Source organism: Streptomyces sp. NPDC111744, from assembly GCF_055634995.1.
This window is the reverse complement of sequence record NZ_JBVKCG010000010.1, coordinates 1-13727: the sequence shown is the minus strand read 5'-3', so window position 1 is coordinate 13727 and position 13727 is coordinate 1. Positions and strand designations below refer to the sequence as shown.

General features: G+C 67.9%; 14 protein-coding genes and 1 pseudogene. 13 read left to right on the top strand and 2 right to left on the bottom strand.

The annotated features are described in order from the left end of the window. Positions 1-31 precede the first annotated feature (31 nt). Both ACZ7OO_RS22725 and ACZ7OO_RS22720 read left to right on the top strand, forming a co-directional pair. Positions 32-436: a CU044_2847 family protein gene (locus ACZ7OO_RS22725; RefSeq protein ID WP_471506993.1), complete on the top strand. Its 405-nt coding sequence runs from the start codon at positions 32-34 to the stop codon at positions 434-436. Between the two features lie 96 nt (positions 437-532). Further along, on the top strand, positions 533-1159 hold the full coding sequence (locus ACZ7OO_RS22720; protein WP_471506991.1) for an integrase core domain-containing protein: 627 nt from the start codon (positions 533-535) through the stop codon (positions 1157-1159). Positions 1160-1359: 200 nt separating this feature from the next. Here the strand turns inward: ACZ7OO_RS22720 and ACZ7OO_RS22715 are convergent, their stop codons facing one another. Further along, the gene (locus ACZ7OO_RS22715; RefSeq protein WP_471506989.1) at positions 1360-2118 is read right to left on the bottom strand and encodes a formylglycine-generating enzyme family protein; all 759 of its coding nucleotides are present in this window, start codon (positions 2116-2118) and stop codon (positions 1360-1362) included. 196 nt (positions 2119-2314) lie between these two features. Here ACZ7OO_RS22715 and ACZ7OO_RS22710 point away from each other — a divergent pair, with 196 nt between their 5' ends. Beyond that, a complete protein-coding gene (locus ACZ7OO_RS22710) occupies positions 2315-2770 on the top strand; it encodes a hypothetical protein (protein ID WP_471506987.1) in 456 nt (151 codons plus the stop codon). A 63-nt stretch (positions 2771-2833) separates the two neighbouring features. Then, positions 2834-3205: pseudogene (locus tag ACZ7OO_RS22705) on the top strand (helix-turn-helix domain-containing protein); the annotation flags it as partial. Here ACZ7OO_RS22705 and ACZ7OO_RS22700 read toward each other — a convergent pair. After that, the gene (locus ACZ7OO_RS22700; RefSeq protein WP_471506985.1) at positions 3202-4080 is read right to left on the bottom strand and encodes a LysR family transcriptional regulator; all 879 of its coding nucleotides are present in this window, start codon (positions 4078-4080) and stop codon (positions 3202-3204) included. The pseudogene ACZ7OO_RS22705 and the gene ACZ7OO_RS22700 sit on opposite strands and share 4 nt — an antisense overlap. Between ACZ7OO_RS22700 and hisD the strand changes: the two genes are divergently transcribed. The 9 genes from hisD to ACZ7OO_RS22655 form a co-directional block, all read left to right on the top strand. Beyond that, positions 4046-5527, top strand: a complete 1482-nt coding sequence (hisD, locus tag ACZ7OO_RS22695; protein WP_471506983.1) for a histidinol dehydrogenase — start codon at positions 4046-4048, stop codon at positions 5525-5527. The genes ACZ7OO_RS22700 and hisD overlap by 35 nt on opposite strands. Before the next feature lie 159 nt (positions 5528-5686). Beyond that, positions 5687-6916 (top strand): ABC transporter substrate-binding protein, encoded by a 1230-nt coding sequence (locus tag ACZ7OO_RS22690; RefSeq protein ID WP_471506981.1) that lies wholly within the window; start codon positions 5687-5689, stop codon positions 6914-6916. Continuing rightward, positions 6913-7917, top strand: a complete 1005-nt coding sequence (locus ACZ7OO_RS22685) for a carbohydrate ABC transporter permease (protein WP_471506979.1) — start codon at positions 6913-6915, stop codon at positions 7915-7917. Before ACZ7OO_RS22690 ends, ACZ7OO_RS22685 begins: the two co-directional genes overlap by 4 nt. Further along, positions 7914-8723 (top strand): carbohydrate ABC transporter permease, encoded by an 810-nt coding sequence (locus tag ACZ7OO_RS22680; protein WP_471506977.1) that lies wholly within the window; start codon positions 7914-7916, stop codon positions 8721-8723. Before ACZ7OO_RS22685 ends, ACZ7OO_RS22680 begins: the two co-directional genes overlap by 4 nt. After that, positions 8720-9574, top strand: a complete 855-nt coding sequence (locus ACZ7OO_RS22675; protein WP_471506975.1) for a nitrilase-related carbon-nitrogen hydrolase — start codon at positions 8720-8722, stop codon at positions 9572-9574. Before ACZ7OO_RS22680 ends, ACZ7OO_RS22675 begins: the two co-directional genes overlap by 4 nt. Next, on the top strand, positions 9571-11286 hold the full coding sequence (locus ACZ7OO_RS22670; RefSeq protein ID WP_471506973.1) for a glycoside hydrolase family 13 protein: 1716 nt from the start codon (positions 9571-9573) through the stop codon (positions 11284-11286). Before ACZ7OO_RS22675 ends, ACZ7OO_RS22670 begins: the two co-directional genes overlap by 4 nt. Positions 11287-11598: 312 nt before the next feature. Next, positions 11599-12957 (top strand): MFS transporter, encoded by a 1359-nt coding sequence (locus ACZ7OO_RS22665; RefSeq protein WP_471507397.1) that lies wholly within the window; start codon positions 11599-11601, stop codon positions 12955-12957. Positions 12958-13111: 154 nt separating this feature from the next. After that, positions 13112-13528 carry an RHS repeat-associated core domain-containing protein gene (locus ACZ7OO_RS22660; protein ID WP_471506971.1) on the top strand — a complete coding sequence of 139 codons (417 nt, stop codon included), beginning with the start codon at positions 13112-13114 and terminating at the stop codon, positions 13526-13528. After that, positions 13513-13727 (top strand): hypothetical protein (locus ACZ7OO_RS22655; protein ID WP_471506969.1); only part of this gene is annotated, 215 nt, incomplete at its 3' end. The genes ACZ7OO_RS22660 and ACZ7OO_RS22655, both read left to right, overlap by 16 nt.

The window sequence follows — 13727 nt, the reverse complement described above, 5'->3', positions numbered from 1 at the left end:
CGTCAGTCACCCGACCACGAGAGAGGGATGTATGCCCCAGGACACCCAGCTCATTCGCGTTCCGCTCGACGCCTCCGTGAATGGCGACGGCATCGAGGTGTTGCTGGAGACGGACCCCTCCAGCTCCGGCATCGTTCGGGCGGCGCGCCCCGGTGACGTCGTGGCGACGGCCGTCCATACGCTGGACGAAAGCTTCGACCACGTCCGCGCCACGGCGGAGTCACTGGTGGGGCGGCTCACCAGGCTCCCGGTGCTGCCCAAGACGATCGAACTGGAGCTGGGCGTGAAGATCAGCGCGGAGGCGGGCGCCATCATCGCCAAGACATCGGGCGAGGGGAACTTCCGCCTCAGGCTGGTCTGGGAAAGGCCGGACGAGGCTGCGCCGGCCGACGGCCGGGATACGTCGTCGAACGGCTCGCGGCCGGCGCCCGAATGACGCACGTATGCCCCCTGCTGCGCAGGCGTACGGCGCATCTGTCGGTGGTACCGCTCCTGGTCGCCTACGGCGGCGGGCCGCGATCGGACCATTGCGATGCTTGCGGCCAGGTCCTCATACGCCGTCTTCGAAGCCGATGATGTGGAGATCCTGCTCAGCCCACCTCGGGCACCGAGAGCGAACGCGATCTGCGAGAGAGTCATGGGCACCCTCCGCCGCGAAATCCTGGACCGCATGCTGATCTACAACGAAGCCCACGCCCAAGCAGTGCTCACCGAGTACATCCGCCACTACAACGGGCACCGTCCCCACCAATCCCGGCAGCAGCTACCCCCGAACAGCGACCAACCGCCCGCCCCGGCCACCGTCACCGACCCCTCCAGACCCACAGAATTCGACGACAACCCGTCCTCGGAGGCCTCATCAACCAACACCAGCACGCCGCCTGACCCAACGACATCAGCACAGGTCACAGCACGAATCGTATTTTCGAGCAGCACAGGTCACGAGCAGGTGAGGGCTGACCTGCGCGGATGCCATTTCCGGCACCCACACCATCACGACCTGTCACCTCCGGTCTGGGCCCGACCGGCGTGTCCCGCCATGGGCGGGACGGTAGTCGTCGCCGGTCCCGGCCCAGTGAGCCCCAACGGGGCCACAGGCAAGTGGGATCAGGGCCGCGACCTGGGCATTCCGATTGCTCGGTCTCCAGGCAGACCTTGAGGTACCAGCGCAAGCCGTGCCGCAACCAGAGCGGGTGGAGGGACTGGAAGTACAGGCTGTGGTCGCCGGTAGGCTCAGGGCCTGCAGCGGGATCCGCGATCCAGCACGGGATCTCACACCTTGCGCTGCCACCAGGGCCGCTGGTCGTAGGCGGTCCACAGCATCTGGAAGTAACGAGGCAGACGTCCCGCTCGTTGCCTCTACCCCCTCGCGAGCCGGAAGCCAAGATCGTCATTGCGTACGAAGCACTGTCCTCGCCCCCGGTACGCCGCCCGAGCCCTATTGTGTCGGTGGCGCCACGAGCCCCCGCGGCAGACACGGGTATCGCTGGGCGCGTCCGACGGGCGGGCGTCCTGGTCGTAGGGGTAGGGCTCCGGGGCGCTCGCTGTCCATTCGAAGACGTTGCCGGACAGATCGTCGATGCCGGCGGAACTCCGTCCCTCGGGGAATACGCCGACGGGAAGCGTGCTGCGCGCATGGAGCTCGAAGGAGTTCGACGCGAGCGCCTTGAAGTCGTCCCCGTACGGGAAGGCTCGCCCTCCGGCCGACGCGGCGGCTTCCCATTCGTATTCGGTGGGCAGACGGATCGTCGTGTTCGTCACCGCGCTGAGCCAGGCGCAGTAGGCCTCCGCTTCGTAGACGGAGACGCCGACGACAGGGGCGCTGGGGTGGGCGAGGAGGCTGTCGTACCAGTACGCCGGTGTGGACGGGGCCTCCGTGCCGTAGATGTCTGTCAGGGCCTTTTGGATGGCCTCGTCGGTCATGGTCGTGAGCTTCACCATGCTGACGGCCTGTTGCAGGGTGGCCGCACCGGTGCGGAGCATGTCGACGGGGAGGGTGGGACGGCGGCGCAGGTTGTCGCGCTTCTTGCGCCACTCGGCGGTGATGAGGTCTTGGATGCCCTCGCCGGAGCGCCACCTGCGGGCGTGGGTGGAGTGCCACCATTGAGCAGTGTGCATCGTGAAAAGTGCAGGTCGGGCGGGCTGGTGTGCGCGGGGTCGGGGGTGCTCGGGCTGGTCGGCGGCGGGTGTCCATGGTGAAGTTCATCTGACCGGTCGGTCGGGAGGGTTCTCTGGTTCTGCTGCGCCTGCGTGAGCGGGCCGCCTACGATCCGTCACCGTGTCGGTACGCCGGGGATCGTGGGGAGGGTGTGGAATGTCCGATCTGGAGCGGATCACGGCTCGCCGTAGCGAACTGGACGCGCTCGCCGAGGATTTGGCCAAGCGGCTTCAGGAGGTCGAGGCCGAGCGGGAGGAGCTGGGGATCGCCGAGCGGGTCCTGCTCCGCCTGGCCGAACAGGACCGGGCCGATAGGGAGGCTGCTGAGGCGGCGGCTCCGGTGAAAGCGCAGGTGGCGGGGCGTGCGGTGCTGCTGATCCCGCACCGCGGTGAGACTGGCGACGAGGCCGCGCTGCCCGCCGACTACCGCCGGATCCTGGCGATCGTGCGGGCCGTCGGCGGCCCGGTGCAGGTCAAGGCGGTGGGTGAGGAGCTGGGGCTTGAGGTGGGGGTGCGCGGGAAGCTGGAACCGCTGCGGGCGAAGATGACCAAGCTCGCCGATCGTGGCTGGCCGCACAAGCGGCCTGACGGGAAGTTCACCGCACGCCTGTAGCAGCTGCGGACCGGGGCGACAAGAGGGCGTAACCGGCGGGCCCCCGACGGCAGTTGAGTTTGTGTGAAGAAAAACAACCATCCCGTCGAGGGCCCTGACGGCCTTGTCTACACCGCCCGCTTGCCGCTGTCGAGTGCCACCCTGAACTGGCTCGCCGACCTGTTACGCGGCCACTGCAAGAAGATCGGCTCCAGGTGGCGGGCCCTGCCCGCGGGGAGGATCGCCGGCATCGTGCTGGCGGTGCTGCGCTGTGACCAGCGGCCCGGCGACCTGGCAGGCGGCAACGGGGTGCACCGCACCACCGTGACCCGCTGGGTGCACGAGGTCGTGGGTCTGCTGACCGCCCGCGCCCCGCGCCTGGACCGCGCCCTGAAGAAGATCGCCCGAAAGGGTGGCGGGGTGGTGCTGCTGGACGGCTCGGTGATAGGGACTCAGTGGGCGAGGAGCATTCGGCGGGCCAGGCGTGTGATCTCCCGAGTGGCTGGTGAGAGCACGGATCCCTGGCGTCGGACGACTGCAATGGTGTCGTAGAGGGGTTCGGCGAATCCGACCGTGTGGAGGTTCTCAGGGAAGGTCCGGCTGCCGGCGACAGCTCGGGAGACGATGGTGTCGCCCGCCCCGCGGGCAACGATATGCAGCGCGGCCTCGACGTGCTCGACCTCGATGACCGCGGAGAGGGTGACGCCCTCGATCTGGGCGCGTTCGGCCAGCTGGCGCCGGGTGGGGTCCCGCCATCCGTAGTGGGCGTCGTACAGGATCAGCTTGGCCTGCCCTAGTTCGGTCATGGTCACCGGCCGTGCGGTGCGCTCCGGGTCCGCGGAGACATACACGACCTCGTCCCGCATGAGAGGGGTGATGTCGAGGCCTTCGCCGTCGATGGGAAGAACCACCAGTCCGGCTTCCAGATCTCCTGCAGCGACTCCTTCGGCGACCTCCACGGAGTTGAGTCCGACGATCCGCAGCCGAACCCGGGGGTGACGGGCGTGAAAGGTATCGAGGAGTTCGGAGAGGAAGTAGTAGTCCGCGTTGCGCAGCAGCCCGAAGGTCGCCACGCCTCCGTCGAGAGAGGTCAGTGAGCGCAGCGCGCGGTCGGCGCTCTCGGTCGCTTCCGTGGCCTGCTGGGCGTAGGACAGAAGTTCTTCACCCGCAGCGGTCAGGATGAGCCGTCGCGGGCCTCGGGTGAAGAGCTGAACCCGGTAGTGATCTTCCATCCGTTTGATCAGTTCTGACACGGAGGGCTGTGTCGTACGCAGCTCCGCGGCGGCGGCGGAGAAGGTGCCGAGCCGCGCCGCGGCAAGGAAGGCACGCAATTGGTTCAGCGTCATCGCCGGTGCAGACGGAGAGGTCATAGACGCATACTGCCATAGGGGAACCCTATGGACCGGACAGGATAAATCGGGGTTGTCCCAGGGCAAAGGCTGCCTCAGGCTCGATCTCATGAAACTCAGCTCCCGCTTCACCACTGCCTTCTCCGACCGCATGACCGTACTGAAGGCCCCCGAGGTCGACGCTCCGCCCGCCCAGCGTGACCCGGAGGTCATCGACACCGTCAGCCACATGCTGTCGGACATCGAACGGCATGGCTTGGATGCGGTCCGCCGCTACGCCAAGGCCCTCGACGGCCAGTCCGACGGCGCGGTGGCACTCAGCGCGGCAGAGGTGGCCCGCAGCGGTGACCGCCTGCCGAAGGATCTGCGGGAAGCCATCGAGCTCGGCGCGGAGCGCACCCGTCGTTTCGCCGACCTGCAGCGCGCGCACCTGACGGACTTCGAGGAGGAGATTGCCCCCGGACTGGTCGTCGGGCAGCGGTATGTGCCGGTCGGCGCCGTCGGGGCCTACCTGCCGGCCGGACGCTTCCCGCTCACCGCCAGTGCCTTCATGACGGTGGGTGTGGCGAAGGCGGCGGCGGTGCCGACCGTGATCGGGTGCACTCCTCCGCAACCGGATGGCCGCGCCAACGACGCAGTCACCTATGCCGCGCACCTGTCAGGTATCGATCATCTCTTCGTGATCGGCGGAGTGCAGGCACTGGCTGCCATGGCCTTCGGTCTGCTCGGGCAGCCGCCCGTGGACATGATCGTCGGTGCGGGCAACGCGTATGTGGCCGAGGCCAAGCGCCAGCTGTTCGGGACGGTCGCGATCGATCTCCTCGCCGGGCCTTCCGAGGTCGCCGTCATCGCCGACGAAACAGCCGACGCCGAGGCCGTGGCGGCAGATCTCCTCGGTCAGGCTGAACACGGCCCCACGTCTCCGGCGGCGCTGGTCACCACCTCGGAGCGGCTCGGACGTGAAGTCGTAGCCGAGGTCGAACGACAGCTGACGACGCTCTCCACCCGGGACATCTGCGGACCGGCTTGGCGGAACTTCGGCTCGGTGATCCTCGTGAGCAGCAAGGAGGATGCTGTCGCGGTCATGGACGAGCTGGCGCCGGAGCACCTCGAGGTGCACACGGCCGATGACGACTGGTACCACGCGGCGCTGCACAACTACGGCTCGATCTTCCTCGGTCACTGGAGCACGGTGGCCTACTCTGACAAGGGCATGGCCGGGACGAACCACACTCTGCCGACCGCCGGTGGAGCAAAGCACAGTGCTGGACTGTCTGTCTCCCGCTACCTGAAGCCGCTCACGTATCAGCGCATCGCTCGCGAGGCCACGCCGCTGCTCGCCGAGGCCGTCGAGGTGATCTCCGCCAGCGAGGGCATGTCGGCTCACCAGGCAACAGCCACCATTCGCCTGCGTACGTACGCCGGCTGAGCTCACCTATGCGGAGAACAGGTACACCGGATGAAGAATGTACGTCGTGAAGGAGCAGGTTCGTCCCAGCGGGTGCTCGGCCTGACCGCGGCCGCCGCGCTGGCCGTCGTGGCCGCCTGCGCCGGATGCAGTCCGCCTGGAGCTGGGAACTCTCCCGCCGTGGGTCAGATCGCTGTCACCGACCCTGTGACGGCCGTGCAGGTCGCCGCTCTCGGTGACGTGACTTTGCGCATGTGGGCCGACCAGGCGGAGAAACCGCTGATGAAGTCGGTGGTCCCTGCCTTCGAGAAGAAGTATCCCAACGTCACCGTCGACATCACCTACAAGAGCTTTGACGATCTGATCGCCACCGTGGTCAATGCCGCTTCCGGCACGAACCCTCCTGACCTCTTCGAAGGCAACATCGGCTACGCCGTCGACGGAGCACTGGTCAAGGCCAAGCTGGTACGTCCCCTCGACGACGTGGCCGCCGCATACGGCTGGATCTCGGGCACCGGTGCGAGCACGCTGGCACCGGCACGCTGGAACGGCTCCGGCACCGCATTCGGCAGCGGCAACCTGTACGGCATGTCCCCGATCAGCGAAGTCCAGGGCATCTACTACAACAAGGCGCTGCTCAAGAGCCTCGGCCTCCAGCCGCCGCAGTCGCTCAGCGACCTCGAGAAGGAGTTGCCGGTCGTCAAGAAGGCCGGCAAGCAGCCGATCATGCTGGGCAACAGCGATCAGTACGCCGCCACCCATATCTTCTCCGACCTGGCAGCGACCACGCAGGAACCGTCCTCGATCCGTGCATGGATCGGCGGCAGACAAGGCGCGAATTTCGTCACCAAGGGCAATGAAGAAGCAGCCGATACGATGGCGGACTGGGCGAGGAAGGGGTACTTCGGTTCTGGCTACGACGGCCTGAGCAACGAGGACGCGATCTCCCGCTTCGCCAAGGGCACCGGCGCCTTCTTCGTCGGCGGCTCCTGGAACGGCGCAACCCTCGACCCCGCGAAGTTCGGTTTCGGCGCGCTCACCTCCGGTGGCTCCGGCGCTACCGCCTCACCGTGGCACATCTCCGCCACCAGCAAACTCACGCCCGCCGCGGTCGCCTTCCTTGCCACCCTGCACACACCAGAGACCGGCCAGAAGATCCTCAACACCGGGCGACTGCCCGTCGTCACCGACGGAGTCAAGGGAGCCAACAGCCTGCAAAACCAGACCCTCGACGCACTGAAGCGCACCATCGAGGCCGGCACCCAGGTGGGCTACTACGACTGGAGTGCCACCGACATGCTCACCGTGATGGGCGGCAAGCTCCAGGAAGTCATGGCTGGCCGCACAAGCGGCGCCGACTTCACGAAGGCGGTCCAGAGTGCCTGGCAGAAGGCGAGGACGACCCTGTGAGCACCGCCGTCCCAGTCAGGAACCATCGTGCACCCGCAACAGGTGCCAGCCCTGCCTCCCGGCTGCGCAGGCGCGCCAGTGTCCGGGGCTATCTCTCCTCACTGTCCTGGACCTCACTGCTGTACGTGGCACCAGCCCTGGCGTTCTTCGGCGTCTTCGTCCTCTACCCGATCGGCGTGTCCGTCTGGTACTCGTTTTACGCCTACGACGGCCTGACGGTCGGCACGCCAGTCGGCTGGGACAACTACACAGCCGTCTTCACCGATCCCCAGCTGCGCACCGCGCTACTGCATTCCCTCCTCTTGCTGGTCTTCTATGCCGCCCTGCCGGTGTGTGCCGGGCTGGTGCTCGCGGGCGCTATGTCACGGATCCGCGTCTACGGACTGACGGTCTTTCGCGCCGTACTGTTCGTGCCGCAGATCCTGTCCAGTGTGGTCGTTGCGGTTGCGTGGCGAAACCTCCTTGCCCAGGACGGCCCGGTCAACGCGGTTTTGAGAACGGTGGGTCTGGGCCGGCTCGCCACGAGCTGGCTCGGAGACTTCGAAACCGCCCTGCCGTCGATCGGCGTGGTAGGAGCGTGGGTGGAGTACGGCCTGTGCCTGGTGCTGTTCCTCAGCGGCATCACCGCCATCGACCGATCGACCTACGAGGCGGCCCGTCTGGACGGCGCGGGACCCATCCGGGAGTTCTTCTCCATCACGCTGCCGGCCCTGCGTCCGCAGATTTCCATCGCGCTGATCCTCACCATCACCTTCGCGCTGCGCAATTTCGACCTCATCTGGAACACCACCCGAGGTGGCCCCGGCACCTCCACGACCGTACCGAGCCTGTACGTCTACCAGGACGCGTTCCAAAACCGCATGCTCGGCCGTGCCTCCGCTCTGGCCATCGTGCTCACCGCGCTGATTCTCGTCGTCGTGGTCGCCGTGCAGTGGGCGCTGCGGGAGCGCACCGGCGGACGCCGTCGGTTCGCCAGGCCGGACAGGAAGGTGCAGTCATGAGGATCGCCCGCGGCGAGAGCATCGCCACTCACGCACTGCTCGTCTTCGCCTCCGTTGTCGCCGTCTTCCCTCTGGCGTCGATCGTCGTCTCCTCTCTGCACGGCACCGCGGGGTCCACCGGCGGTATGTCCTTCGCCAGCTACTCCACGGCGTGGACCCAGGGCCGCTTCGGCTCCGCCCTGCTGTCGAGCACGCTGGTGTCGGTCACCGTCGTCATCGTCACCGTGGGCCTCGCCAGCCTGGCCGGGTTCGCGCTCGCCACTATGCGTGTGCCGGGCGGCCGCATCATTCTGGGTCTGCTGCTCCTCGGGCTGGTGCTGCCCTACGAGGTGACCGTGCTGCCCCTGTACGAACTCCTCAGGGGCTGGCATCTCGTCGACACCTACTGGACGCTGATCCTGCCCCAGATTGCCCTGTCGGTGCCTCTGGGGGTGCTGTGGATGCGGTCGTTCTTCGCTTCGGTACCACCGGAGTTGCTGGAAGCGGCGCGTATCGACGGCACGAGCAGGCTGCAGACCCTTCGTCTGGTGGTGCTCCCCATTGCGGGGCCTGCGCTCACCACCCTGAGCACAGTGCTGTTCCTGTTCACCTGGAACGAGTTCCTGCTCGCCCTCATCCTGGTGCCCGACAACGCCGGCGTGCAGACCGTTCCCCTGGCACTGTCCTTCTTCTCCGGAGCCGCACGTTCCAGCGATCCGGCCGTCACGGCGGCTGCCGCAGTTCTCGTAGCCCTCCCTGTCCTGCTGGCATACGTCTTTCTCCAGCGGCGCCTGATCAGCGGCCTCACGGAAGGAGCGGTGAAGTGACCGCATCCCCTCAGGTCGGGCAGACCGGCATCACGCGTGTGGTGTGCGCGCAACTGGCACCACGCATCGGCGAGCTGGCCCACAACCAGGAACTCGTCCGGGAGACCGTCCGGCGCGCTCTGTCCGACGGGGCCGACATCGTCGTTCTTCCCGAACTGTCCACCTCCGGCTATGTCTTCGCCGACGAGGAGGAAGCCCGAAGCACCGCGATCGGAGCCGACGACTCGTTCTTCGGCGAACTGAGAGCGCTTCTGGCGGGCTCACTCACCGTCGTCGTCCTGGGCTTCTGTGAAATCGCCGGAGACAGGCTGTACAACAGTGCCGCTGTCGTGGACGCAAGCGGAGTACGCGCCGTCTACCGCAAGACCCATCTGTGGGACCGGGAGATCCTCTTCTTCACCCCGGGTGACCAGGCGCCGCCGGTCGTCCGTACACCTCACGGTCGCATCGGCGTGCTCATCTGCTACGACATGGAGTTTCCGGAGATGCCACGCCGGCTCGGCTTGGCGGGAGCGGAACTGATCGCCGTGCCGACCAACTGGCCTCTCGAGGACCGCCCGGCCGGGGAACGGCCCACAGAGATCATTCAGGCTCAGGCGGCCGCGCGCGCGAATGGCGTGTTCATCGCGTGCGCGGACCGCGGTGGGGCCGAGCGCGGACAGCAGTGGACACAAGGCACCGCTGTGATCAACCAGTACGGCTGGATCACAGCAGCCGTGAGCGACACGGACGACCACATTGTCGTCGACCTATTCCTTCACCTTGCCCGCGACAAGGCCCTTTCCCCGCACAACGATCTCCTCGACGACCGTCGAACCGACATCTACGACCAGGAGAGCCCGCTGCTATGACGTCAGCCAACTCCACGCCGGCATCCGGCCGCTCCGTACAGGGCGTCGCAGCAGACGACGACTGGTGGCGGACCGCGGTCATCTACCAGATCTATCCACGCTCGTTCTCCGACAGCGACGGCGACGGCACGGGCGATCTGCCCGGAATCACCGCACGCCTCGACCACCTGTCCGACCTCGGCGTCGACGCACTCTGGCTGTCGCCGTTCTACCCCTCACCGCAGCGCGACGGCGGCTACGACGTGGCCGACTACCGCGACGTCGACCCGAGGTACGGAACCCTCGACGACTTCGACGCCCTACTGGCAGGCGCCCACGGCCTGGGCATCCGAGTCATCGTCGACCTCGTACCGAACCACTGCTCATCGCAGCACCCGGCCTTCCGCTCCGCACTGACCGCCCCGCCCGGCAGCAGGGAACGGGACCTGTTCCACTTCCGGGATGGCCGCGGAGGCGACGGCTCCCTGCCGCCCAACGACTGGACATCCATGTTCGAAGGCCCCGCGTGGACCAGGGTCACCGAACCGGACGGCAGCCCCGGACAGTGGTATCTGCACCTGTTCGACCCCAGCCAGCCCGACTGGAACTGGGACAACCCGGTCGTGCGCGAGGACTTCGAGGAGACGCTGAGGTTCTGGCTCGACCGCGGCGTCGACGGTTTTCGCGTCGACGTGTGCGACGCGCTCGTCAAAGCGCCCGGCCTGCCGGACTGGCCCCGCCCCACCCACGGTGTGATCGAACCGGTCGACGGAGTCATGCCGCCGATGTGGGACCAGGAAGGCATCCACGAGATCTTCCGGAGCTGGCGGAAACTGCTGGACACCTATGACGGCCGGCGCATCCTGTGCGCAGAAGCCTGGCTGCCGCCCTCCCGGGCCGCCCGCATCATCCGCGCCGACGAGATGCATCAAGCCTTCAACTTCCGTTTCCTGGAAACACCCTGGCAAGCAGAGGGCCTGCGTCAAGTCGTCGACGAGTCACTGGCCGCCAACGACGCAGTGGGGGCACCGACCACGTGGGTGCTCTCCAACCACGACGTGATGCGTCACGCCAGCCGGTTCGGATACGACGGCCCCGTCGCGTTGGAACATGGTGTAGGAGAAGACGACCCGCAGCCCGACCGCGCCCTGGGACTGCGCCGAGCCAGGGCCGCCACCACGTTCATGCTCGCCCTTCCCGGCTCCGCCTACCTCTATCAGGGAGAGGAACTGGGACTGCCCGAGGCAACCGCCCTGCCCGACTCGGCACGCCAGGACCCGGTGTGGGAACGCTCCGGGCACCGCATCCGCGGACGCGACGGCTGCCGCGTACCGCTACCCTGGACCGACCACGAGACAGCGTTCGGCTTCAGCGACAACCCGGACACCTGGCTGCCCCAGCCCCCCGACTACGGTACCTACGCCGTAGCCATGCAACGCAATCTCACCGATTCCACACTTGCGCTCTATGAGCGCCTGATCGCTCTTCGCCGCCGTCACCAACTGGGAGCGGGAGAACTCCTGTGGCAGGTATCCCCGGATGGCGTACTGCATTTCACCAACCGCGACATCGAAGTGATGGCCAACCTCGGTTCCGAGCCGGTCACACTGCCTAACGACGCACGTCTTCTCGTCGCCTCCACCACAGTCACCGACAGTCTCCCCCCGGATGCTACGGCCTGGTTCACCCGCACGGCAGCCAGACCTCTCCGGGCTCGGCTCATCGGCTACTGAGGTTTTCAGGGTGGGGTAGCGAACTGGCTCCCCTGGAGTCAATGGACTCATTCGAAGCCAGGGGGATTCGGGACGCCTACAGTGTGCCTGCTGACGTGATCGTCCGAACTGTGCGGACGAGGGGGCGGGAATGGACGTGACGGTGGAACACGCGGCTCGGGAGATCACGGCGGAGGTCTGGCCAGGGCACCGGAGGGCTGGACGGAGTGGGTGTTGCGAGGGCCCCGGCTGCCAGGGGTAAGGGCCCGGTTGACCCCTTACCCTTTCGTGGTGACCACCGTAGACACCGAGCCGGTATCCGGCCATGCAGGCATGCTCCTCGCCGCGCAGGACGCCGGCACCGACACCGTTCTGGGCAGCCGCTACTGCGCGCTGACCCTCGCGATGGTCTCCGTCGTCCTGCTCATCGCCTTCGAAGCCACCGCCGTCGGCACGGCCATGCCCGTCGCCGCGCGCGAGCTGGACGGGCTGCCGCTGTACGCCTTCGCCTTCTCCGGGTACTTCACCACCTCGCTCTTCGCGATGGTCGTCAGCGGCCAGTGGTCCGACCGCACCGGCCCGCTGGCTCCGCTGGTCACCGGCATCGGCGCCTTCGCGGCCGGGCTGGTCGTCTCCGGCACCGCCCAGTCCATGTGGCCGTTCGTGCTGGGCCGCGCCATACAGGGCATCGGCGGCGGGCTCGTCATCGTCGCCCTGTACGTCGTCGGCCTCGCCTACCCCGAACGCCTGCGGCCCGCAGTGATGGCCGCCTTCGCCGCGTCCTGGGTGGTGCCCTCCATCGTCGGCCCGCTCGTGGCCGGCACGGTCACCGAGCAGTTCGGCTGGCGCTGGGTCTTCCTTGCCATCCCCGTGCTCGTCGTGCTCCCCCTCCTCATCGGCCTGCCCGCGCTGCGCCGCACGTCCCTGCAGCGGCCTCCGGACGACCGCGCGGCCCCCGACCGCCGTCGGCTGGGCCTGGCGCTCGCCGTCTCCGCCGGCGCCGGGCTGCTCCAGTACGCCGGACAGGACCTGCGTCCGCTGTCGCTGGTCTTTGCGGCGGCGGGCGCCGCGCTCGTCGTTCCGGCCGCGCTGAGACTGCTGCCCCCCGGCACCTTCCGCGCGGCCTGCGGACTGCCGTCCGTGGTGCTGCTGCGCGGTGTGGCCTCCGGCACGTTCCTGGGCGCGGAGAGCTTCGTCCCGCTGATGCTCGTCACGCAGCGGCACATGTCCCCGACCCTCGCCGGGCTCTCCCTGGCCAGCGGCGGCGTCGGCATTGGCTCCTGGATCCAGGGCCGCCCCCGCTTCGAGCCCCACCGTGAGCGCCTGGTCGTCCTCGGCACATTCCTCATGGCTGCCGCGATCGCCGGCGCCGCCCTGCCCCTCCTGGACGCTGCCCCCGCCTGGAGTGCGGCCGCCGCGTGGGCTGTGGGCGGCCTGGGCGCGGGCCTGGTCATCTCCTCCCTGAGCGTCATCCTCTTCAAGCTCTCGCCGCCCTCCGAGGCCGGCGCCAACTCCGCCGCCCTCCAGGTCTCCGACGCCCTGTCCAGCGTCGTCCTCGTCGCCGCCGCGGGCACCGTCTTCGCCGCCCTCGGCGGGGCGAAGGGTGCCTTCACGGCCGTCCTCCTCCCGCTGGCCGCGCTCTCCCTCGCGGGCGTCGGCGTTGCGGTCCGGCTCCGCCCGAAAATCGGGTGAGGCTGGCTCGCCGGGGGGTGCCTGTTGAGTCGGCACGGAGCGCGGTGCCGGTGTTGCCACCGGTCCGTTTCTCCGTGCCGCTCGCCGAACCCGGCGTACCCCTCTCCGAGTACCGGGCTCTCCACGGACTCTGCCGCTCAGGCGTGTTTTAGGCGTGTCCAGGGGGTGGGGATCCGGCAGCCTGTCCGCCACGACGAACGCCACCGGCGGCACCTCCCTGCAGTGTGCCAACCTGCACGGTGACATCGCCGTCCAACTCGACATCGCCACCACCACCGCGACCGCCCACACCTACGACGAGTTCGGCAACACCGCCTCCAGCGCGCGCTACGGCTGGCTCGGCACCGCCGAACGCAGCTCCGACACACCCACCGGCCTGACTCTGATGGGCGCCCGCGTCTACAACCCGGCGACCGGCGCTTCCTGCAGACCGACCCGGTCCAGGACGGCAGCGCCAACGCTTACGAGTACGGATACGGCGACCCCGTCAACAGCCTCGACCTGGACGGTCAGAGCTCGCACAAGCCACGCCACTGCGGCCTCATATGCAGTCTCGTGTTCTCCGGGCTGAACACGCTCCTCGGTACCATCCTCTGCAAGGCCTTGGCCGAAGCCTCGATGATCTGCTCCGCGGTGATCGGCGGCCTGATGGCGATCGCCAAGTACACCTACGAGCAGGGCTTCGGCATAGTCGGACGGCGCCCGGTTCGTGGTGATCTGCCGGCTCGGCGGCTGGGGAACGTGACAGGCACGGACTTCCAAGATCATGG

Excerpts from the sequence above, each read along its gene's own strand:
- ACZ7OO_RS22725 (WP_471506993.1), top strand. The coding sequence starts at position 32 with ATGCCCCAGGACACCCAGCTCATTCGCGTTCCGCTCGACGCCTCCGTG.
- ACZ7OO_RS22715 (WP_471506989.1), bottom strand. The coding sequence starts at position 2,118 with ATGCACACTGCTCAATGGTGGCACTCCACCCACGCCCGCAGGTGGCGC.
- ACZ7OO_RS22670 (WP_471506973.1), top strand. The coding sequence starts at position 9,571 with ATGACGTCAGCCAACTCCACGCCGGCATCCGGCCGCTCCGTACAGGGC.
- ACZ7OO_RS22720 (WP_471506991.1), top strand. The coding sequence starts at position 533 with ATGCTTGCGGCCAGGTCCTCATACGCCGTCTTCGAAGCCGATGATGTG.
- ACZ7OO_RS22665 (WP_471507397.1), top strand. The coding sequence starts at position 11,599 with ATGCTCCTCGCCGCGCAGGACGCCGGCACCGACACCGTTCTGGGCAGC.
- ACZ7OO_RS22710 (WP_471506987.1), top strand. The coding sequence starts at position 2,315 with ATGTCCGATCTGGAGCGGATCACGGCTCGCCGTAGCGAACTGGACGCG.
- ACZ7OO_RS22680 (WP_471506977.1), top strand. The coding sequence starts at position 7,914 with ATGAGGATCGCCCGCGGCGAGAGCATCGCCACTCACGCACTGCTCGTC.